Origin of the sequence: Mycobacterium sp. (assembly GCF_965277065.1) — a bacterium.
In the GTDB taxonomy this organism is placed as follows: domain Bacteria; phylum Actinomycetota; class Actinomycetes; order Mycobacteriales; family Mycobacteriaceae; genus Mycobacterium.
Genome location: NZ_CBDIBT010000019.1, coordinates 293151 through 315394 on the forward strand (window position 1 = coordinate 293151; position 22244 = coordinate 315394).

Annotated in this window: 17 protein-coding genes; 6 read left to right on the top strand and 11 right to left on the bottom strand. The window is 64.1% G+C overall.

Translation table 11 applies throughout. The features are described 5' to 3' along the window. Window position 1: 1 nt before the first annotated feature. Both ACQY5A_RS18580 and ACQY5A_RS18585 read left to right on the top strand, forming a co-directional pair. Window positions 2-1906: a YhgE/Pip family protein gene (locus tag ACQY5A_RS18580; RefSeq protein WP_428341810.1), complete on the top strand. Its 1905-nt coding sequence runs from the start codon at window positions 2-4 to the stop codon at window positions 1904-1906. 272 nt (window positions 1907-2178) lie between these two features. Further along, a complete protein-coding gene (locus tag ACQY5A_RS18585) occupies window positions 2179-4614 on the top strand; it encodes a glycogen/starch/alpha-glucan phosphorylase (protein WP_428343230.1) in 2436 nt (811 codons plus the stop codon). 15 nt (window positions 4615-4629) lie between these two features. On the opposite strand, the gene ACQY5A_RS18590 is transcribed toward ACQY5A_RS18585, so the two are convergent. Continuing rightward, window positions 4630-5106: a carboxymuconolactone decarboxylase family protein gene (locus tag ACQY5A_RS18590; RefSeq protein ID WP_428341811.1), complete on the bottom strand. Its 477-nt coding sequence runs from the start codon at window positions 5104-5106 to the stop codon at window positions 4630-4632. A 56-nt stretch (window positions 5107-5162) separates the two neighbouring features. Beyond that, window positions 5163-5687: a dioxygenase gene (locus tag ACQY5A_RS18595; protein WP_428341812.1), complete on the bottom strand. Its 525-nt coding sequence runs from the start codon at window positions 5685-5687 to the stop codon at window positions 5163-5165. A gap of 123 nt (window positions 5688-5810) precedes the next feature. On the opposite strand from ACQY5A_RS18595, the gene ACQY5A_RS18600 reads away from it, so the two are divergent. Both ACQY5A_RS18600 and ACQY5A_RS18605 read left to right on the top strand, forming a co-directional pair. Then, entirely contained in the window at window positions 5811-6470 is a 660-nt protein-coding gene (locus ACQY5A_RS18600; RefSeq protein ID WP_428341813.1) for a hypothetical protein, read from the top strand. Continuing rightward, entirely contained in the window at window positions 6467-7648 is a 1182-nt protein-coding gene (locus tag ACQY5A_RS18605) for a PrsW family intramembrane metalloprotease (RefSeq protein WP_428341814.1), read from the top strand. The genes ACQY5A_RS18600 and ACQY5A_RS18605 overlap by 4 nt, the downstream gene beginning before the upstream one ends. Before the next feature lie 9 nt (window positions 7649-7657). Here ACQY5A_RS18605 and ngg read toward each other — a convergent pair whose 3' ends face one another. From ngg to ACQY5A_RS18620, 3 genes are all read right to left on the bottom strand, one after another. Continuing rightward, entirely contained in the window at window positions 7658-9469 is a 1812-nt protein-coding gene (ngg, locus tag ACQY5A_RS18610; protein ID WP_428341815.1) for an N-acetylglutaminylglutamine synthetase, read from the bottom strand. After that, window positions 9466-11271 (bottom strand): N-acetylglutaminylglutamine amidotransferase, encoded by a 1806-nt coding sequence (locus tag ACQY5A_RS18615; protein ID WP_428341816.1) that lies wholly within the window; start codon window positions 11269-11271, stop codon window positions 9466-9468. Before ACQY5A_RS18615 ends, ngg begins: the two co-directional genes overlap by 4 nt. A gap of 99 nt (window positions 11272-11370) precedes the next feature. After that, window positions 11371-13509 carry a hypothetical protein gene (locus tag ACQY5A_RS18620; protein WP_428341817.1) on the bottom strand — a complete coding sequence of 713 codons (2139 nt, stop codon included), beginning with the start codon at window positions 13507-13509 and terminating at the stop codon, window positions 11371-11373. Window positions 13510-13577: 68 nt separating this feature from the next. Between ACQY5A_RS18620 and ACQY5A_RS18625 the strand changes: the two genes are divergently transcribed. Next, window positions 13578-13952, top strand: coding sequence for an SdpI family protein (locus ACQY5A_RS18625; RefSeq protein ID WP_428341818.1), 375 nt, complete (start codon window positions 13578-13580; stop codon window positions 13950-13952). On the opposite strand, the gene ACQY5A_RS18630 is transcribed toward ACQY5A_RS18625, so the two are convergent. The 4 genes from ACQY5A_RS18630 to ACQY5A_RS18645 form a co-directional block, all read right to left on the bottom strand. Next, window positions 13949-14326, bottom strand: coding sequence for a hypothetical protein (locus ACQY5A_RS18630; protein WP_428343231.1), 378 nt, complete (start codon window positions 14324-14326; stop codon window positions 13949-13951). The two genes, ACQY5A_RS18625 and ACQY5A_RS18630, sit on opposite strands and share 4 nt — an antisense overlap. 160 nt (window positions 14327-14486) lie before the next feature. After that, window positions 14487-14891: a hypothetical protein gene (locus ACQY5A_RS18635; protein WP_428341819.1), complete on the bottom strand. Its 405-nt coding sequence runs from the start codon at window positions 14889-14891 to the stop codon at window positions 14487-14489. Between the two features lie 6 nt (window positions 14892-14897). Next, entirely contained in the window at window positions 14898-16697 is a 1800-nt protein-coding gene (locus ACQY5A_RS18640; protein WP_428341820.1) for a hypothetical protein, read from the bottom strand. 10 nt (window positions 16698-16707) lie between these two features. Then, window positions 16708-17010, bottom strand: coding sequence for an RNA 2'-phosphotransferase (locus ACQY5A_RS18645; RefSeq protein ID WP_428341821.1), 303 nt, complete (start codon window positions 17008-17010; stop codon window positions 16708-16710). Between the two features lie 251 nt (window positions 17011-17261). On the opposite strand from ACQY5A_RS18645, the gene ACQY5A_RS18650 reads away from it, so the two are divergent. Then, complete coding sequence (locus ACQY5A_RS18650; protein WP_428341822.1) at window positions 17262-19226, top strand: hypothetical protein; 1965 nt, start codon at window positions 17262-17264, stop codon at window positions 19224-19226. 3 nt (window positions 19227-19229) lie between these two features. Here ACQY5A_RS18650 and ACQY5A_RS18655 read toward each other — a convergent pair whose 3' ends face one another. Both ACQY5A_RS18655 and ACQY5A_RS18660 read right to left on the bottom strand, forming a co-directional pair. Next, entirely contained in the window at window positions 19230-21497 is a 2268-nt protein-coding gene (locus ACQY5A_RS18655) for a SpoIIE family protein phosphatase (RefSeq protein WP_428341823.1), read from the bottom strand. Beyond that, window positions 21487-22149, bottom strand: coding sequence for a heme oxygenase (biliverdin-producing) (locus ACQY5A_RS18660; RefSeq protein WP_428341824.1), 663 nt, complete (start codon window positions 22147-22149; stop codon window positions 21487-21489). The genes ACQY5A_RS18655 and ACQY5A_RS18660 overlap by 11 nt, the downstream gene beginning before the upstream one ends. Between the last annotated feature and the right edge of the window lie 95 nt (window positions 22150-22244).

Consider the following 22244-nt stretch of genomic DNA (forward strand, 5'->3'; position numbering starts at 1 on the left):
GATGCTTGCTGGACTTGCCTTCGGCTCGGAAATTAAACGCTTCGGCCGCAGCCGAATGACGCGGGTGGCGATCGTCGTGCTGATGCTGCTGCCGCTGGTCTACGGGGCTCTGTACCTGTGGGCGTTCTGGGACCCGTTCGGCCATGTGAACAAACTGCCTGTGGCACTGGTCAACTCCGACCGCGGCGCTGTTGTATCGAGCCAGCCGTTCAACGCGGGCACCGAGATCGCCAAAAGCCTGACCGCTGACCACAGCCTGGATTGGCACGTGGTCAGCCCCGAGGAGGCGCTCAACGGCGTCACGCACGGCAAGTACTACTTCATGGTCGAGCTGCCCCCGGATTTCAGCGAGGCCATCGCGTCACCGGTGACCGGGCAACCGAAAAAGGCCAACCTGATCGCGGTCTACAACGACGCCAACAACTACATCTCGACGAGCATCGGTCGCACCGCGATCGACCAGGTGCTCAACGCGGTCTCCTCGCGGATTTCCGGGCAGGCGGTCAATCAGATGCTGTCCGTGGTGGTTTCGTCCGGGTCGGGCATCAAACAAGCCGCCGATGGGGCCGCCCGGCTCGCTGACGGCGCGGACCAGCTGGCGATCGGTCTGGACACCGCCCGGTCCGGCTCGGCCACGCTGGCCACCGGCGCGCGGCAACTCTCCGACGGAATCAACTCCGCCACCGAGCCGCTGCTGGCGGTGAGCAAGGCGCTGTCCGTCATCGGGGGCAACACCGACCAACTTCAACAAGGCGCCAACGCTCTACAGCAGGCGAACGACCAGATCGGCGGAATCGCCACCGCGCAGGACGCCGCGGCCAACGCGTTGTCCACGGTCATCGACCAACTCGCCGCCAGACAGGATCCGCTGGCGAACACGTTGCGCGGCGCGCAGGATCAGCTCCGCCAGCATCAATTCACACCAGAGATCCGGCAGCGCCTCACCGACGCCCGCAACGCCGCGATCAACATGACATCGGGGTTGCGCTCACCGGGCAGCCCGCTGGGATCGGCCCTTGATCAAGTGGGTAGCAAAGGGCAGGACCTGACGGGCAAGCTCACCCAACTGCGCGACGGAGCGCAGCAAGTCGCATCCGGAAACGCCCAATTGGCCGACGGCATAGCCAAACTCGACGACGGCGCACGGCAGCTCAAGTCCGGGTCGGCCGAGCTGGCCACCAAACTCACCGACGGCGCCAACCAGGTGCCCGACTGGACCACCCAGCAGAAGGATGCCGTCGCCGACACCATCGGCGGTCCGGTTCAGCTCGAGACCTCCCACGAGAATGCCGCGCCCAACTTCGGCACCGGCATGGCACCCTTCTTCCTGACGCTGGCGCTTTTCTTTGGCGCATTGGTGTTGTGGATGATCCTGCGGCCCTTGCAGAGTCGCGCGATTGCCGCGGAGGTACTGCCGATCCGGGTGGCGATGTCCAGCTACCTTCCCGCTGCCGTCATCGGGATGTTCCAGGCGGTGATCCTCTACTGCGTGGTGCGTTTCGGCCTCGGCATGCACGCGGTGCACCCGGCCTCGATGCTCGGCTTCATGGTCCTGATCTCGTTCGCGTTCGTCGCCGCGACGCAGGCGATCAACGCGCTGGTCGGCCCGGCGGTGGGCCGGGTGCTGATCATGGCGCTGCTCATGCTGCAACTGGTCAGTGCCGGCGGCATGTATCCGGTGGAAACCACCTCGAAGCCGTTCCAGGTGCTGCACCGCTTCGACCCGATGACCTACGGGGTCAACGGGCTTCGACAGCTCATCCTCGGCGGCATCGACGGCCGACTCTGGTTGGCGATCGTGGTGCTGGTCGGCATCTGGGCGGGCGCCATGCTGGTGTCGTGCCTGTCGGCTCGGCGCGATCAGCTCTGGAACCTCGAGCGGCTGATACCCGCGATCAAGATGTAGCGCCAAGCCTTCGCCGTCGGCCGGACAGCTCGCCGTCGCGAGCCTGTGAGCTGTCGTTAACGAATCGGACGTCAATTACGTGCCTGTTGTGCAGACGTCGCTGCCACAATGTCCTCCTGCGACAACCTGCGCGCCCGGAACCCGCTTCGGTGCGTGTCGCGCCGATCGAGGGAACAGGACTCACGATGACCCACGTCGACCAGACATCCGCTGATGCAAAATCGGGCTCCGGTGGCGTGCGAGCCGACCTTTCCGAGCACTCGCGTACCGGCATGGGCGCCCACGCGCTGCAGCGCGCGATCACCGACCACCTGCGCTATTCGATCGGCCGTCCGGCCGCCGCCTTGCGGCCCGAGCACTACTACCGGGCACTGGCGCTGGCCGTCCGTGACCGCATGCAGGATCGCCGGGTGGCGTCGACGCAAACGTCACTCGATCTCGGCCGCAAGGTCACCTGCTATCTGTCGGCTGAATTCTTGATGGGTCCGCAACTCGGCAACAACCTTTTGAACCTGCACCTGGAGCAGGCGGCCAAGACAGCGCTCGCGGCGATGGGTCAGGATCTCGACGAGATTCTGGCGTGCGAGGCCGAACCGGGACTGGGCAACGGCGGCCTCGGCCGGCTCGCCGCCTGCTACCTGGACTCGCTGGCCACCCTGGAGCGTCCGGCGATCGGCTACGGCATCCGGTACGAATTCGGCATCTTCAACCAGGAGATCCGCGACGGCTGGCAGGTCGAGAAGACCGACAACTGGCTGGTCAACGGAAACGCTTGGGAGATCGCCAAACCCGACGTGAACTACCTGGTGAAGTGGGGCGGCTACGCCGAGCATTACACCGGCGACAATGGCGAAGACCGCGTGCGGTGGGTCCCAGGACGCCTCCTGAAAGGCGTCGCCTACGACACCCCGATCCAGGGTTACGGCGTCAACACCTGCAACGTGCTGACGCTGTGGAGCGCGCGGGCCGTCGAGTCGTTCGCGCTCGAGGCGTTCAACACCGGTGACTACTACAAGGCCGTCGAAGACGAGGTGACCTCGGAGACCGTCACCAAGGTGCTGTATCCCAACGACGAGCCCGACGCGGGCAAGCGACTGCGTCTGCTGCAGCAGTATTTCTTCGTGTCCTGCTCGCTGCAGCACGTGCTGCACATCATGGACGACCTCGCCGACGCCGGCGTCCGGGAACTCCCGCAACGATTCGCCATGCAGCTCAACGACACTCACCCGTCCATCGGCGTCGCCGAGCTCATGCGGCTGCTGATCGACGAACGCCGTCTGGATTGGGACGAGGCGTGGGGAATCACCGTTGCGACGTTCGGCTACACCAACCACACCCTGTTGCCTGAGGCGCTGGAGAAGTGGCCATTGGCGCTGTTCGCCGAGTCACTCCCACGGCACCTGGAAATCATCTACGAGATCAACCGCCGCTTCCTCGACGAGGTACGTGCCAGGTTCCCCGGCGACGAGGCTCGGGTTCGCCGCATGTCACTGATCGGCGAGGACGGTGGAAAGAACGTCCGGATGGCGCATCTGGCCACCGTCGGCAGCCACGCCATCAACGGTGTTGCAGCACTGCACTCGGAGTTGCTGAAAGAGAGTGTGCTGAAAGACTTTTACGAGTTGTGGCCGGAGCGGTTCAGCAACAAGACCAACGGCGTGACGCCGCGGCGCTTCCTCGCGCTGGCCAACCCCGGCTTGCGGGAACTCCTGGATCGCACCATCGGTGAAGGTTGGCTGAAAGACCTGGACCGCCTTCGGGGCCTCGAGCCGTTCGTCGACGACGCCTCGTTCCGCGCGCAATGGCGAGACATCAAGCGCAGCAACAAGGCTCGGCTGGCCAAATACGTGCGTACCGCGACCGATATCGAACTGAACCCCGACTGGATGTTCGACATCCAGGTCAAGCGCATCCACGAGTACAAGCGCCAGCATCTCAGCGTGCTCCACATCGTCGCCTTGTACCACCGACTCAAGCAGAACCCGGGGCTGTCGATCCCGCCGCGCGCGTTCATTTTCGGCGGCAAAGCCGCTCCCGGCTACTTCATGGCCAAGCGGATCATTAAGCTGATCAATGCCGTCGGCGAGACAGTCAACGCCGACCCGGAGATCAACAAATTCCTGAAGGTCGCGTTCGTGCCGAACTTCAGCGTGAAGAACGCACAGCTGATCTACCCGGCCGCGGACCTGTCCGAGCAGATCTCCACCGCCGGCAAGGAAGCATCCGGAACCGGGAACATGAAGTTCATGATCAACGGTGCCCTCACCATCGGCACGCTGGACGGGGCCAACGTCGAGATGCGCGACGAGGTCGGCGCCGAGAACTTCTTCCTGTTCGGCCTGACCGAGTCCGAGGTCGCCACCGTGAAGGCCGACGGTTACCGTCCGGCCGACTACATCGATGGCAACGAGGAGCTCCGCACCGTCTTGGATCTCATTGCCGGCGGCCAGTTCTCACACGGTGACACCGAGGTGTTCAAACCGTTGGTGGACAACCTGCGCTACGACGACCCCTTCCTGGTGTGTGCCGACTTCGCGTCGTACGTGGCCGGCCAGGAGCAGGTGAGCGCCGCGTGGCAGGACAGAGAAGGCTGGACGAAGAAGTCGATCTTGAACACCGCACGCAGCGGCAAATTCTCCTCTGACCGCGCCATCGCCGAATACTGCGACGACATTTGGAAGGTCTGGCCGCTGACCGTCACGATGTGACGTTGCTCGTCACTGTCAGGTCGGCTCCCGTCGGGGCGGGATGGGCAGCAACTCGGTCAGTGCCTCATCCCCCAGAACGGCATGCGCACGGGCGAACGTCCGGTCGCTGAGTCGGTGCGTGCCACACAGTTCGGTGACGACATCCAGCAGCACGCATTCGGTGTCGGTCAAGCCCGCCGCGTCGAAGTCTTCGGTCTCGGCGATCGCGCTGATCTGCGCCTCGGTCAGTCCGGCGGCGCGGGCGATACCGATGTGCTGGCCGAGTTCGTAGCGAGAGTTCTGCAGTCGGGCCACCCTAAGGATGACCACTTCCCGGGTGCGCAGGGTGAAGGTGGGGCTGTCGAACAACTCGTCGACCAGCTGCGTCCACCCGGCGAAGACGTCCGGGGCGTTGGCGAGCACTCGAAACACGTTGAGCGCACCCCGCCGGGCGGTGAAGTCGCGGATGGCGTCGTTCTGCTGGTCGATATCGATCAGCGGTATGCGTGACATCGGTTTCCTCACTTGGTTATTCGGTATCGGCGGCGAGAATGATGTTTAGTCCAGGGTCACGAACGGTTCGCGGACTGTCGTCCCGTCCGGCGCGGCACCGGGCTCATGGCGCACCCGAGCAACGCCGACGAGGTGACCGACGACCCGCTGTGCTGGTTGATCCTGTCCAGCAGCATGCTGAACCCCAGGATGTCGGAGAGCAACATCACCTCCTGACGGGTCGGGGTCGATATCTTGCCGACCCGCTCCAGGAAATCCATTGCGGTGAACCATTCTTCACCGGTCAGGCGCACATCGCGGGCGAAATCGTGCAGGTGCTGCACCAAGCTCACGAGCACCTCGCGAAAGCGATCATCGGTCGCGTCGTCGAAGGTCCGCTGGACTGCTTCGGTGATGGTGTGTTCATTCAGGTCGGATGACACTGCCGTGCCTTTCTGTGCGGTGAGGTGGTCAGGGCCGGATCGCGACGCGGCCGATGGTGTGGTCGTGACGGCCCGGTATGCCGCGGGCGCGTCGTGGAGCGAGTAGGTGCGGGAGATGGGCAGCGGGCGGAACGCGCCGGATTCGAAGAACGGCGCCATCTGCTCCAACCGCCGGCGACCGTCGAGTTGTTGGGCGTTTATCGCGCGATATTTCCCGACATGTCGATGTTCGTGCTCGCAGCGGGATGTCAGAATTCATCGATCCAACGAGGAAGCGAGACCATGATCGAAGTATCCCCCTTAGCCGCAGCACCGAGATTCGAACCCGACGAGGGCTGGGTGCCCGCCGACGAGCGACGGTTCGGTTTGGATCGGCGCACACTGCGGCCGACCCTGGCGGTGTTCGGATTGGTCTTCGTGATGTCGGTGGTCTTGCCGGTGATCAACGGGACGGTGCCCTACCACGACATCGTCAGGCCCGGTGACGTCATGCAGATCGAAGGTGACGTGACGTTCGTGCCGGAGGCCGGTTGGGGCGTCACCTCCGGTGTGCGCGCTGGCCACGCCCCGATATCGGGGCAGTATCCCTCCTCGGCGACGGTCGAGGACGGGGCGCTGAAGTTCACGTTGCGCACCGGGCCGTTCCACGGCGACGCCGATCAACTGGTCGACCAAATCGAGGCGACCTCCGACGCGCTGCACCAAGGTCGGGGCGTCCACATCACCGGCGCGCCCGCCACGATCATGACCGCCGCGGGTAAGCAGGGCGCAACCGTGCGTGTCACCGGGCCCCACACCGCAGGCCTGATCGCCGCGTTCGTCTTCGACGGCCGCGGCGTCGAAGCGGTGGCGACGGGACCGACCGACGCCGGCCCCGAGCCCAGCGCAGCCGTGCTGCGGATGATCGGCAGCATCAACGAGTCCAAGCAGGCGCAGCGATGACGACGACGCTCACCGACCTCGATCGCGCGCGCGACGTCGCGCTCGACCTTTCCGGCTGGGGCAGACGCTTCGTCTTCTATCAGCCGCGCAACTTCGCGTTCTGGGGCTATGTGGGCCTGGTCGGGATCGGTGTCCTGACGTTCTTCTCCACCCTTGCCCGCGAGTACACCGCCTACGGGGAAGCCATCGGGTTGGCCGTGACCTCCTTCGCCATTTATGCGGCGCTGTTTTGGTGGTTCACCGACCGAATCGACCACTACGCCAAACTCCCGCACAAACTGATGGTCGTCGCGTTCCTGTGGGGTGGCTTCGCCGCCACCGGGGCGATGGCCGCTAATGCCAACGACGCGATCCTGGCCCTGTACGGCAAAAGCTTTGGTCAGGTCTGGGCGCTGAACTGGGGTGCCGGGCTGGCCGCCCCGTTCACCGAGGAACTGGCCAAGGGTTCAGGGCTGTTACTGCTGATCGCGCTGGCGCAACGACACGTCCGAACCGCTTTCGACGGGTTCATCCTCGGTGCGTTCATCGGTCTGGGATTTCAGATCGTCGAAGACATCACCTACGCCATGACGTCGGCCGGTACTCAGTTCGGCGCCAACCAGATTGGCGCATCGGTAGGCACCATCATTCTTCGCATGCTGACCGGGGTGGCAGCGCACATCCTGTACAGCGCCATCTTCGGCGCCGGAGTGGTCTACCTCTTCGGCCGGCCCGCCGAGCCGCGCAGGATCGGTCGGGGTTTGGTGCTAATCGCGATACCGATGCTGCTGCACGGGACCTGGGATTCGGTGGCCGCGATCGCCGGCCAGAGTGCGCTGCTGCTGATCGGGTTGCTGATCGGCACGATCATCGTCGCGCTGATCATCGTCGCCCGGGTGTACAAGCTGACCGTGACCAGGGAGCGCGACTTCGTCCGCGCTGTCATGGCCCCCGAGCAGGCCCGTGGCGTCATCACGCCGGTCGAACTCGACACGATGGCCGGTAACCGTAAGGCGCGCAAGGCTTATCGCAAAGCCGGCCGCACCCGCAAAGAACGCAGACGCGCGCGCTATATCCTCAATGCCGCCTACGCGCTCGGCGACGAGTTGGCCGCCGCGCGGGGCGCCGACACCGAACGGGTGCGCTTCGCGCGTTCAGAGGTCGCGCGCATCCGCGCCGGGCTCCCGTCGCCGTGGTAGCCGTCGGCCCTACCTGACCACCGAGTCATCGGGGTTGCGCGGCGACTCTTCGGGCGTCCAAGCGAACGGTTGCCCAGGCTGGCCGGGAAACAGGTAGTCGACGAAAGCCGCTGCGAGGGGCTGTGGTTCGTGGTTGGCCAGACCCGGTCGCTCGTTGGCTTCGATGAACGCGTATTCCTGCCCGGTGACGTCGGGGACGAGCAGGTCGATACCCGTGACGGGGATTCCGATCGCCTCGGCAGCCGCCACCGCAACCCGACACAGTTCCTGGTTCACGCTAGGCGTGACGTCATGGATCGTGCCGCCCTGATGCAGGTTGGCGGTGTGGCGAACGCGCAGCCGCATCCCTTGCGGCAGCACATCATCCATTTTCCAGCCGGCCTCGCCGACCGTCGCCTCGGTGACCTCGTCGATCGGGATTCGCGACTCACCGCCGGTGGCCGCCGAGCGACGTCGGCTCTCCGCCACGATCAAATCGCGCACGCCGTGCTCACCGGTACCGATGACCTCCGGTGGCAGTCGCAGCGCGGCGGCGACGACCCGGCCGTCGATCACCACGAGCCGAAGGTCATTCCCGTTCACTCGCTGCTCGATCAGCACCTCGGGGAATTCCTGCCGCGCGCGCGCCACCGCGGCGGCCAACTCGGCGGCACCATGCTCGACGGTCACGCCGACGGTGATGCCTTTACCTTGTTCTCCGCGAGTGGGTTTGACGACAACCTCCCCCACCTCGGTCAGGAATTCGACGTCGCCGTCGTCGAATGTCGCCAGACGGGCACGTGGGACGTGGATCCCGGCCTCGGAGACCAGACGGCGCGTCAATCTCTTGTCGTCACAGCGGCACATCGCGACCGCCGAGGTGAATTCCGACAGCGATTCGCGAGTGATCACAGTGCGACCACCGTGGCTGAGGCGTATTTCGCCGGTCTCGGCATCGAGCACCTCCACCCAAATCCCGCGACGGATCGCCTCATCGGCGATGATTCGCGCGTAGGGGTTGAGGTCGTCGACAGTTTCCGGCGGCGCACTGAACAGCGGCACGTTGATGGCGTTCTTGCGCTTGATCACCAGCACCGGGACGCGCCGGAAACCCAGCTTCTCGTACAACCGGATGGCGGCTGCGTTGTCGTGGGTCACCGACAGATCCATGTAGAAGCGGCCCGCACGACGGAAGTGCGCGGCCAACTTTCGGGTCAGGGCAATGCCTATCCCCGGGATGCCGGCACCCGGGTCAACAGCGAGCGTCCATAAACTGGAGCCGTGTTCGGGGTCGGAGAAAAGCAACTCATGGTCGACACCGGTCACCGTGCCCACTACTGCACCGTCGTCGTCGCGTACCGCGAGGAGGTAGGTGACCGCGGGCTGGTGGAGGTGGTTGTCCCAGATCACCTTGACCGGCGCCGGAACCATTCCGCAGCGGACGAAGACGCGATTCATCGAGTCCGCGTCGGACGGGTCGTTCAGTGGACGCACCGTCACGCCGACCGGTGACGGGGGTGACTTGTCCTCCTCGGACTCGTCGGTGAAGCGCAGCCGATAAGTGTGGCTGGGGTCGATGAAGAGTTCGCTCGGCGCGCCGGCCACCACGACGTGGGATTCGCGGGCATAGATGCAGATGTCGCGCCGCCCCGGCGCTTCCCGTCGGAGTGCTTCGGCCAGCCTCCCCGCGTCGGCAAAAGTCTGACCGAAAATCAAACGGCCCCAACCTAGCTCGAGCTCGGCGTCTTTCGACATCGCATCCACCAAATGCGGCGGTGTCGCGTCGTGCAGGCCGAGGGTGATGGCCTCGGGGTGGTCCTCGGGAGGACCGGTGACGCTCATGCTGCCGGCCCGGTCACACCATGACGTTGTAGCCAGAGCTCGAGCAGCGCGATCTGCCAGAGTTCATTCCCGCGTAGCGGAGTCAGCCGACCGTTGGGGTCGGCCAGTAGCGCGTCCACCGCCCCAGTATCGAACAACCCCCGTTCCTTGGCGACCGGAGCGAAGAGAGCGTCGCGGACCATGTCGAGGTAGGGACCTTGCAGGTGGGTCAGCGCGGGCACCGGGAAGTAACCCTTGGGGCGGTCGATGACCTCTGACGGAATGACCCGTCGCGCAGCCTCTTTGAGCACACCTTTGCCGCCGTGTGCGATTTTCAGCTCCGGCGGGCAGGTGGCCGCCAGCTCGACCAGCTCGTGGTCGAGGAACGGCACCCGGCCCTCGAGCCCCCAGGCCATGGTCATGTTGTCGACCCGCTTGACCGGGTCGTCGACCAACATCACCATCGTGTCGAGCCGCAGTGCGCGGTCGATGCCAGTTTCGGCACCGGCATTGGCGAAGTGCTCGGTGACGAAACGCAGGCTGGGATCCCCCGGCGCCAGATAACCCTCGGCGAGCAGCGCGGAAAGGCCGGCTTCGTCGCGATCGAAAAAGGCGGCCCGGTATTCAGCAACCGAGCTTTCGACGGGGGATGCCGCGGACGTGCCCATCGGCGGATACCAGTGGTAGCCGGCAAATACTTCGTCAGCACCCTGCCCCGACTGCACGACCTTCACATGCTTGGCGACTTCTTGGCTGAGCAGATAGAAGGCCACGCAGTCGTGGCTGACCATCGGTTCGCTCATCGCCCCAATCGCGCCGTCCAGAGCGGGCAGCATCCGCTCGGTGCCGATCCGGATCTGATGATGATCGGTCTCGAAGCGCTGGGCAATGATGTCGGAGTACTGGAACTCGTCGCCCTTTATGTCGCCGGCGGACTCGAAGCCGATGGAGAACGTCGACAATCCGTGTTGCCCGGCCTCGGCGAGCAGGCCGACGATCAGGCTGGAGTCGACGCCACCGGAGAGCAAACAGCCGACGGGCACGTCCGCGACCAGTCGGCGCTCGACAGCGGTTCGCAGCGAGGACAGCACGGCGTCTTCCCAGTCGCGTTCGGACCAGTCAGAGCGGTCGTCGTGCCGGGTGAAGTCCGGCGCCCAGTAGCTGGTGGCGACGCGACGCCCGTCGGGTTCGATGGCGAGCAGCGAACCCGGCGGGATCTTGCGCACACCGCGCAAAATCGTGGCCGGTGCAGGCACCACGGAGTGAAACGTCATGTAGTGGTGCAGGGCGATGCGGTCGACGCGGGTGTCCACGCCGCCGCCGGCCAGCAGCGCCGGCAGTGTCGACGCGAACCTGATCCGGTGGCTGTCTTCGGTCACGTACAGCGGTTTGATGCCGAGCCGGTCGCGCCCGAGCAAGACGCGGCCGCTGTCACGTTCGACGATGGCGAAGGCGAACATGCCCTTGAAGTGACTGACGAAGTCGTCGCCCCAGCGGTGGTAAGCCTTCAGCAGAATCTCGCTGTCGCTGGTCGAGAAGAATCGGTAGCCGTAGCCCTGGAGCTCGCTGCGCAATTCCTTGTAGTTGTAGATGCAGCCGTTCCAGGCAACCGTCAGGCCGAGGTCGGAGTCGACCATTGGCTGCGCGCCGGCTTCGGTCAGATCGATGATTTTCAGCCGGCGATGACCGAGCGCGACTCGACCTTGCGACCAGACACCCGCACCATCCGGGCCGCGCGGCGTCATGACGGCGGTCATCGCCGCCACGGCCGCTACATCAGGCGCTCGACCGTCTAAACGCACCTCACCGGTCGCTCCACACACTCGGCTAACCCTACAGAGGTCGATTCCGGCGCGCGCGCCGCTGATCCGCGACAGCGCCGAGCGCGAAAGCTGTATTGCGCGTTCGTTCGACGTCGGGGCTCACTTTGCGTCAGTCGGGTTGTCTTGACCACAGCGCCGCGGAAGCCGTTGCAGCTTGCCGGAATCCTCGTTCTCCACCTGCAGGTAACGGCGCCCGTTGTCGGCGGTGGCGACACGGATGGCCGGGCCGTCGGCGCTGACGCTGTCCGGTTCCATGAAGAGCTGTAGTTCACCGGAGTCGGCGTAGAGCATGGCGTCGTCGTTGGACAGCTTCCAGGGCTGGCCATCGGTGGGCCAGCGGCCGCCGACCAGCCGGACCTCGGGGTGCTCAGCTTCCTCGTCGTCGACCGCTACGGTGCCGATCCACAATTTCGATGGCAACGGACGGAAGTACACCGCGAGACGCTGACGGTTGAAATCCACGGCGACCGGTATGCCGATCGGCGGCAACGATGTGCCTTCTGGCCGATCGTTGAGCGATTGCTTGACCTGACGCGATCCGAAGCCCACACCGAACCAGTCGATGGTCAGCACCGTCGTGAGGTACTGCACGATGGCCAGCGTCAGCAAACCGCCCGCGCCGGCAGCCCCGACCCCGGCGGCCCCGGCGACCCATGTCACCGGCAGCGCAAGCAGCCCAACGGTCGCCGCGGCGCCGGCCGCCGCCGCCACCTTGCCGGGCACCGTCAGGCGGAACTCCGGGTTGACCTCCGCCTCCGGCGGGTTCTGGGTCGCTCGTACGCCGACCGTTTTGGGAAGGGCGTCGAGCCGCTCGTGCACCCGCTTGACCTCGGCCTCGTAGTCCTCGTTGCCCAGTTGGCCCGCGCGCTTCTTGTCGCGGGCCGCACTGAGCGCCTGCTCGAGACTCTCAATCGTTTCCAGGTCGGCGCGTTGGGTCTCCTTGCCGTCGGGGTCGCGCGGGATGTCGTCGAGACCCATCTCGTAGGTGACCTTGAAGGTGGCGTCGAAGTCGTACAGCGTGGTTTCGGCGCTGACGGTTCCGTCGACGACCAGCCGGCCATGCTCTGTACGCGGCACGATGTCGGCGTCCAGCGCTTCCAGGCAGCGTTCCTGCCCACCGATCGTGATGGTCTTCGGACCCGCCAGAAGGCATGGCACGTCCGCGTCGAAGTCGCTGTCGTGAAGATCGAAGGTGTTCTTCACGGTGTCGCGGACCTGACGGAGAATGCTCCAGCCGGTAACGGCCAATCCTGTTTTCTCGTGCGGGTTTTCGGCGAGAATCGATGAGGGTAGCTCTTCGCCGGACGGTAACTCTCGCATGGTTTGCAGCTGGATCACCATGGATTCGTGAGCAACACCGTCGATGTCGAAACGTTGCACGAGCGCGTCGAGTGCTTTGACAGTGTTGTCGTCTTGCGATTCGGCGTCGACCTCCAGTGGGGCCGGCATCAGGTCCATGACCCCGCCCTCCCCCATCTCGGCGAGTTTGGGGCGGACGGCATCGGAGATCTGCGCGGCCAACGAGTCGAGCACTCTGGTCCTGGCGTCGTCGTCGGACACGGTGGGGTGCTGCAGTTTCTCCAGCCCGACCATCAGCTCACCGGCGATGCTGTGGGTGATCCAGTGCGCCTCGGCATAGTCGAGTTCCCACGTGATGCGCGGGTCCTGGCCGGTGAAGACGATCCCACCGTCGGGGCGACGATCGATCTGCGCGCCGAATAGCTGAGGCGCGTACTCGTCGTGGGACAGGTTGGCCAGCAGCACGGGCGCGTCCTGCTCGGTGAAATTCAGGGCGATTGTCTGCTTGCCCGGTTCGGTTTCCCGCGGCTCGAGCTGATCGTGAACGGTCAGGCGCCCGAACAGTGGGATTTCGTTGTAGGGAATTTCGCGCGACTCGTCGGCGCGCGGGCCCTCCGGGATCGTGATCGTTCTGGGCGGCAACGACACCAGGGGAATGCAGCTCACCGAATCGATGGTGATTTTCGAGTTGAAGACCGCCAAATCGATCGCGAAATGCCTTAGTGGGTCTTGGCTTTCGTTGTCGACTTGCTCTTGCCACAGCCGCTGTTGCGCATCGAAGACAAACCAGACGCGGTCAAGGGTGAGATCGAGAGTGGCCGTGGCGGAGTAGCCGGGTCCGTCGACAGCCTCGGTGTACTTGTCGCCGCCGAACATCTCGACGGTCTGATCCTGGACGCGTTCACGGTGGATTTCGATGATCGTGTCGGGGCGCTGCATGCCGATCCTGTACCCACATCGCACGGTCTTGGAACCGGCAGGGCCACAAGGTCAGTAGCGTGACCTCGATGGAAGCCGAACGCCTGGTCCTGGCAAGTTTTATCGCCATTACCTTCGTCTTCTTGACCGCGTTGATCATCGCGATCGACTGGGCGGCCGTGAAGGGGCACCTCAGGCGTAATCAGTTCGTCGGGATCCGCACGTCATCGACGATGCGCAGCGACCAGGCATGGGTTGCCGGCCATCGCGCTGCGCTGCGTCTGACGCCTCTGCACCTGGTCACTGGCGTCTCGCTGGTGATCGGCGTCTTCAGCGCGCAGAGTTTCGCCGGTCTCAACCTCGTCGGAGTCTGTGGCGCAGTCGTTTTCGTGTTAGTCGCAGCGTTCACCGCCGTCATCGCGGGCCGGGCGGCGAAGGCGGCGGAGGAGGATTCGGATCGCTAAAGATCTTCACCAATATCTGGCAGTAGAGCAATGTCCTCGGGCTGCCCACTTGCGAACATGGCGGCAAGTTCGCGGACTCTCCTCTTCGCCCAGCCGACATCGAATTGACTCAGAATCTGGTACTCGTACTTGAATCGTTCCGCGCGATCTCCCACCAGCTTCGCTGCTTGGCGAGTTACGACGCTTTCGCAGTACCAATACAGCAGATCATCCAAGCTCCCAACCTGGTCGAAATCGAGCGTTCCTCGCTCGCAGAAAGCGAAATGATATTTGCCATCAGCAATGAAAATGTTCAGTCCATCATTCGTTCGGAGTCCGACCTGCGCCGAATGGACCCCCAGCTGCTCCGACAATCGATCGATCGCAAGTTGCATCTCATCTGAACCAGCTTCCGAATGGCGTTCCACCGTCGTCAAGGATCCTCCTATCCACTAATTCCTTGACATTGAAAGACCTGGGAAGTCAACGGTGGCTCGACTATCGACCGGACTTTGCTCAAGAACTCGTAAAACTCCTCGCCTCACTTAAAAGGTCTCAGCTCTCAGATCTGGACTGCTTTTCACTCAAGAGCACTGCGTGGGCAGCGTCGAAATGTATTTCGAAAAGCGCCTTCAGCCATGACATTTCAGTCTCACTGGCGGCATCTGGGGCTGGCGTTATCAAATCGTCGCGCACGTTGCTGAGCATCAGCATCAGGTGCCATTTTTTCGATTTGTTCGACAAGCCGAATTCGTTCGGCGCATCCAGCGGAGCCAGCAAGTAGTCTATTCCGCCGTCGCGAGCTGACCAGGAAATCTGAAGTTTGCAGTCCTGGCCCTGGTAAAAGATAACCCACGCAGGACGGTTCTGATAGGTCGAAGGATCCTCAAGACCGTCGAGCTTGAAGCCAGCCCCCGAAAGGGTGGGCTCGAGATAGCGTTCTAGTTCTGCTGCCCTCATGCCGATTTACCTTCCTGCGTACACCCACACGTTTCCTTGCTGCTCATAACCGTAGGCTGCTGCGTTGTTCTTGAGGAAGTTGATCTCCATCGCAGAGTATGACTGCCTCTGGGCCCCGGCTAATTGCTCAACGCTGTCGAAGCCATCCGGCAGCACATATTCGATTCGGGGCACCGCGCTCTCCATCTGATTGCGAAGGAAATGTTCGTTGACCTGCCAGACCAATCCTTTCTCCTCATTGGGACCAAACCCACGCGTCAAGGCATCCCACGTTGGGTCGCCCGTGTCGAAGTAAATGCCACCGTTGCCTCGGGCTTCACCGATGTACCCACCCTCCGGCCCGTTGAATTTGCCAAGGACCACTCGGTCTGGGTTGTCACCAACGTAGTGAGTCGACATATCGGCGACGGGTTCACTCAGGGCGCCCGTCGGCCCTCCGTGCCAGTGACCGTAATTGAGATCGGAGGCCGCTTGTTCAGCCCATGGGTTGTAGCCCATGGGGTGCTCAAAGCCCATCGCTGCCTCCGTCGAGACAGCGGGACCGGTATCGAGGACGCCAGGTCCAATGTCGCCAAGCCCAGCCCTCAACGCCCCCGCTTCGCCACCGAACATCATCATTGGCGCGTTCATGGCGACATCAGCGCCTCTCTCACCCGCGTAATAAGCGGGATTATCGAGGAAGCTTTTGAACTGTTGCACCCCATCTTTCAGTGGTGCGACCGGCCCTAACATGAGGTAGTCCTCAGCCTTCTGGCCGAGGCCTTTGGCCATCCCACCCCACGCGTCACCCATGGCCCCTAATCCGTTTTGTCCGGTGAGATCGTGAACGGCGTCCATCGTGGCGTTCCATCGATCGCCGAATCCTTCGCCGAACCCTGGCGCCGGCGGCCGGGGCCCTTGTGGCGCAACGTAGTTCGGCGCACCCGCAGCCAACCACTGCTGCGTGTTCGCCACAACAGCGTTGAGCCTTGCCTCGACCTGGTCCGGCGGCACGCCGTCGCTGATCTTCGTCTGGCGCGCCATCGCCTTGAAACTCTCGATCTCCGCCGGTTTCAAGGGCGGAGCCGGCACGCCAGTCGCACCGGGGGGAACTCGGCTCAGCAGATCCAACGGACTACCGGGCGGCGGCTTTTGATGTGCCGGCGTACCTCGCCCCAGCATCATGTCCTCCAGCGACGGCGGCTTAACGGCCCCGACGTCGCCTGGAACCGGCGGGCCTTTCGCAGGGTCGCGCGAGCCGGGGCCAACCGGTAAAAGGACGTCCTCCCGCGACTTCGGCTGATTGCCGGCTGGTGCCGGTGGCGGACCGGCGGTCGAAGCGATATCACCGACGGCGCTGCGCACAGCAGTGGCGAGTTCCTGGTCTGCGCTGTGCGCATGCAGCTTGCAGCTATCGAGCAGCACTTGCAGCTGTTCTTTGAAGAGAGCCTTCGCGCTGTCGAGCTTCATCGCCCCGGAATCGATTTGCCAGTCCGGTGTGATCGTGAAGCCGTAGGTTTCGGCCGATTGCTCGACTGAGCCAAGGTCGGCCTTGACCGCCCGCACGTCCGCTTCGGCGCGCGCTACCGCCGCGGCAATCTGCTTGGACTCGTGCCCATCTGCCTCAATGTCGTGCCGGGTCTTGTTCAATTCCGCGCGAAACGCGTCGCCGGCCTCCCCTTGCCAGTCGCTGAGCTTGCTGTGCACCTGCTGCAGGTTGTCGCCCAACGTCTGAAGCGAAGCTGCCCGATTGATCGCGGTCTGGAACACACTGTGGATCGCATCGGCATCCCAGCGCTTGACGTCAGCTGGGGTCAGCGGCGCCACGAGCTACCCCTTACTCCCGGATCGACCGGACAGCCTGGGTCGAGTTGTCCTCGTTGGTGACGTAACGAACCATCGCATCGGCCACGTGCGCCCCCAACCTGCCCACCTGCAGTTTGTGGTGACTGTGCCGGGCTTCCCAACGCGCCGCCAACTCGCCCAGCGCCTGCTGGGAGGATCCGATCCAACTGGGCGTCGCGTCAGCCAGGCCGTCTTCGTGGCTAGCGAACCTCAGAGCGGCCTCGCCGACCGAGTTCAGCATGTCGTCGCTGCCCGTGTGCAGTGCGACGGGATCGACCTTCAGTTCGTCGGCCACGGCGATCCCTCCTGTTCAGTGGTCCTGCGCGCAGAAGCATAGCCCGAAGCAAAGGGGTGCGCCCTTCACCTTTTGAGCCGCTTACAGGCGTTTGTCGGCCGCAGGCGAGCGCCGTTTGACCCGCTGTCGTCGTGCCAGCTTGAGTTCGGCGAAGCAGCGGGGCGCCGTCGAGCAATAAGCGCTGAAACGCAGCGTATCCGTGGTCGGCATGACCAATAATTCGTGCATCGCATCCCAACGAAGGGAGCGCCGTGGCCTCCGCGATGCACGCAACGTCGGTCTCCTCAGCTTTGCCGCGCTGGCTGCGATCAGTTGGAATCGCCGCGGCCGGCGCCTTCTCGATGACGATCGCGGCGCCGCACGCCACCGCGGATTCGAGCTCGTATCAACCGGCGCTCGACCAACTCCTCGATGCGATGCAGCAGGCGGTTGCCTATGACTCGGGGTTGCCGTTCGCGACCGCGGACAGCGACACCATGCTGCTGACCGGACTGCAGAACACGAACTACGAACTGCTTTCCGCCGGGTTGTCCAGAGTCACCGAACTTTTCAACGGGGTCTTCTTCCAGTCCCCAGAAGCAGTGGCCACCGATGCCGCCGATTCGCGTCAGTACTTCCAGTTCTTCACCCCCGACATCTACTACCACGCGACCGCCGGCTTGGCTCCGGGTGCGACGTACGAGCTCACCGGCACCCTCGGCAAAGGGACTGAGGCGCTCGCGATCGCGACCGAAGCCATCACCGGCTCGACGGCGGTCAGCAAGGAAAGTCTGGAACTCGACCACGGCCTGATCGTCAACCCTGACGGCACATTCACCGTCGACATCGGCCCCACCGAGCCAACTGGCGCAGTCAATTTCATCGACGACACCGATGCGACCACCAACGGTGATGCCTCGCTGCTGATTCGAGATGTGCTGGGTGATTGGGCGCAGGGGCCGGGCAACATCAGCATCCACTGCATCTCCGATTGCCCGGCGTTTTTCGCCATACCGAGCACCGGCATTTTCCCCGGCGCGGACGGTTCGGCGACCGAAATCGGCTCGCTGGCAGGGACTTCCACGGGACAAATCACCTCGGTCGACTCGCTGTTCACCACGCTGTTCACCGCCTTCAGCAATATCGTCGGGCCCTTCAACGAGGAAAACATGGGCCTGGCACAAGTTGCCGGCATCGAGCTGCCGCCCAACACGATGAGCCCGCTGGCCCCTGAAACAAGCCTGTTCGCAACAGGACTGCCCAGTGCGGACGTCTCGGGCGGTAACTTCGACCTGAATCCCGACCAGGCGCTGATCGTTCAGGTGCCGGACGTGCCATCCGGCTACAGCGGGATCGAGCTGATGAACGTTTTCGGCGCGGCACTGCCTTACACCCTGGCGCAAACCACGTTGAACAACACCACCGCATTCGCCGATCCCGGCGGATACACCTATTACGTGGTCAGCGCGACCAACCCAGGTGTAGCGAATTGGCTTGACAGCGATGGCGTTAGCAGCGGCGAGATCTTCGCCCGATTCGAGAACCTTCCCGACGGCACAGACCCGACGGGCCTCCCGGTGACGACCGAGGTGGTGCCGGTAGCCGACGTCGCCAGCTATCTGCCCGCAGACACACCCACCGTCAGCCCCGCGGAATATGCCGCCGACATGTCACAGCGCGTGCTGTCCTACGACTACGCCCTGGACCTGTCACGTGAACACGCCCAACCCGACTGGGTCCTCCAGGAATTACTCCTTCACGGTTTGCAGGATGTGCTGGGCACCGACAACTTCACCGCGGTGTTCGGCAGCGACCCGACCATCCCGCTGGAACTGAGATTCACCCCGGCCTTGAGTCCGGACTGGACCACCGTCGGCCACGACCTGCTCACCAACCCCATCGGCAGCCTCGAGGCGATTGTCAATAATCTGCCCCTGGCGGCCAGCGACATCAGTCTGCCCACCGAATTGGCGCTGGGTCAGACGGTGCTCTCGTTGCTACTCCCCCAGCAACTCGGATCCCTGCTCAACGACCCGGTTTTGGACCCGAACACCGGAATCATCGCGGGGTTCCTCAATGCCCGCGACGATTTGGCGACTGCGGTCCTGACCGCTAACGACGACTTCCCCACCGAGCTGGGAAGTGTGGCAACCCTGGAGTGGGCCAACATGACTGACCTGGTCCAGTCGACGTCCAGCAATCTGGTCGCCGAGTTCGAGGCGCTACTCAATCCGTAGCGTTCAGGGGCGTCGAAGCGTAACGATCGTGACGTCGTCGGGTGTGTCGCCCCACTCCATCGCCGCACGGATCCCCGAGGCCGGCGCATCACCCGCGCGTGCAAGGGTTTTCGCGAGTCGGTCGATCCCATCGTCGATCGCCTCGCCCCGGCGCTCGACCAGACCGTCGGAGTACATCACCAATCTGTGCCCGGGCTCGATGGTGAACACGCTCGGTGTGTAACTCACGTTCTTGAGGCCGATCGGCGGCGACAGCTGGATCGGCGCCTGCACGGCCGTCAGCGAATTCGTCAGGTACGGAATCAAATGCCCGGCGCACGCGGCCTCCGCCGCGCCCGAGGTGAGATCGATGCGCGCGACGACAACGGTGGCAAACGCCCGCGGCATCAGGTACTCGCAGAACTCGTTCAGCTCGTTGAGCGCATGCGCCGGATCGGTGCCGACGAACAATTGCGCGCGCAGAGCATTACGCAGCTGCGCCATCGTCCCCGCCGCGGTGATGCCATGTCCGGCGACGTCACCGAGAACCACCACCAAGCGGCCGTCGCGCAGCTCGAATGCGTCGTACCAGTCGCCGCCCACGCGACCGCCCGCGGCCGGCTCGTAGTGCGCGGACAGCTCCCAATTCTCAAGGGTCGGAATTGAATCGGGCAGCAGGCTGAGCTGCATCGTTTCGGCCATCCGCAGCGCGCCACGAGTACGGTGGTACAGCGACTCGACGAGATGACGGCGCAGTGCCTCGGCCGACTCGGTTTGGCTCACGGTCCACGGGTCGCTGCTTCCGCGCACAATCTCGCGCCACCGTTCGAACGACTTGCGTGGACTCAGCCGGATCTCGTCGCCCTCGCTGACGGCGATCGCCTTGTTGTCCGGGTCGCCACCCCAATCCACTGAACGCTGAACCTCGCGACGAAACCAGATGGCGTGCTGACCGTCGGGCAGGTTGAGCGCCAGCGCGCCGGCAGCCACCTGCGGGTCGAGGTTCAACGCGGGCACATCCCGCGAGAGGCTGTCCGTACCCGCGATCTCCTCTCCCGCACCGCGCGCCCATGCCGCGACCGCGGCCACGACGTCGACCGGCGGGACCGAACCACGCCCCTCCGTGTCGTCGTCGATGTGGACCACGACGCCGTCAGCCGGTACGAGGTCGAGCAAGTCGGGTGCACCCAGCAGCGCCGCCACGATCGACTCGTCGTCACCCATCGTGGCGGCAGTCAGCTTGGCCAGAACCGCCTGCGAAGCCAGCCGCCTGTGCAGGAGGTCCTCTTCGAACTGGTCGACCAGCCGCAGCGAAAGAGTGGCTCCGAGGAACTCGGCTGCGGCCCGGGTGCCGAACGGCGGTAGGTGTGGACCGGCGTAGTGGTGACAGGCGATGAGCCCCCACAGTCGTCCGCGCCGCAGCAGGGAGATCGACATCGACGCGTGCACACCCATGTTCTGCAGGTACTCGAGATGGATGGGCGAAACGCTTCGCAGCGTGGCATAGGTCAGATCGCGCGGCGTCCCGGTCTCCGGGTCGACCGCCGGCACCAGCGGGGTCGGCGTGTAGTTCACGTCCGAGATGAGCCGGATCCAGTTCTTTTCGTACAGCGCCCGCGCCTGGGCCGGGATGTCGGTGGATGGGTAGTGCAGGCCGAGGAACGAGTTCAGGTCGTCGCGCTTCGATTCGGCGACAACCTCACCGTTGTAATGATCGTCGTACCGATACACCATGACGCGGTCGAAGCCGGTGAGGTCACGGACTGCGCGCGCGGTGGTGTTGTACATCTCGGTCAGTGTCGCGGCCTGGTTCAGCTCCTCCACCGAGCTGCGCACTGCCTGGTAGGTGTTCGGGAAGGAGAAAGGCCGCTCGCCGTAGGCGATCTCGAGTTCGACGAGAAGCACGCCCCCCGGTTCACGACGCAGGATGGCGTCGAATGCGCGCTGCTGACCGGCGACTTCGAGCTGACAGTCGAGCGGATTGCGCTGGCGAAGGTCACCGAAGGTCTCCGCGGCGTGTTCGATGCGCGCGGCCTGTTGGTCCCCGATCAGCGTCGACAGGTGCCGGCCGAGTAAGTCGTCGACGCAATGGCCGAGCAGGTCGGTGACGTTGGCGCTGACCTGAAGGATCTCGAAAGTGGGTTCGTGCACCACCGCCAGCACCCCGCGCGGCTGGATGCTGCCCGGGATGTGAATCGGCTCCCGCGCGCAGTTTTCCAAGTCGATAACGGTCCCGAGCGGGACAAACCCGTCGACCGGGTGACCTTCCGGCGTCAAGGCGTCACCGATCACGCGAACCACTCATCGCGAAGTCGACTCCGAGTTCGTCGAGCACAGCCTGATTGAGCCGGAAAGCGAACTTGACTTCACTGAGCAAAATCTCGACCTGTTCGGTCTGCAGCGCGAGGCTGTCGAGGCGAGCTCGATAGTTGTTCTTATAGGCCCTCGGCTGCACCGGAAACCTGTAGAACGCGAGGCCGATACCGCCGAGGTTGAAGAGCCGCTCCAGAGTGCGGCCGATGGCTTGACCGCCGGAAAGATCCCCCAAATAGCGGGTGTAATGGTGGGCGAGCAGCGCAGCGCTGTCATTGATGCTTTCCAGCCGTCGACAATAAGACTCGGCGGCCGGTGAGTCGAATGACCCCAGCGAACCGTCGGACCAGCACTGCAGATCGGCATCGATGGCAGGCAGGCGTTCAAGAGCCGGGTCATAGACGGCCGCAATGACCGCGTTGTCGCGGTGGCGCCGAACCGCTTCTTCCAGTGCGGCATAAACCGGGCGCAACCGGGCGAGATAAGCGGCATAAGCCGCTTTGCCGAGACCACCGCGGAGTAGTTCGGTGAAGAACGGTGTTCGCTCGGCGGCGTCGTGCTCTTCCTGGGAGGCGGCTCGCATCGCGGCCGACAAGTGCCAAGTACCGGCGGGGACAGCGGCAGCATTCATCAACGTGCTCCACGGGTCAGACTCACGGTGACAGACAAGGTAACGGGGGCCGACCTACGACAGTCTGTCAGACATCTACCCACGTTCACCAGCGA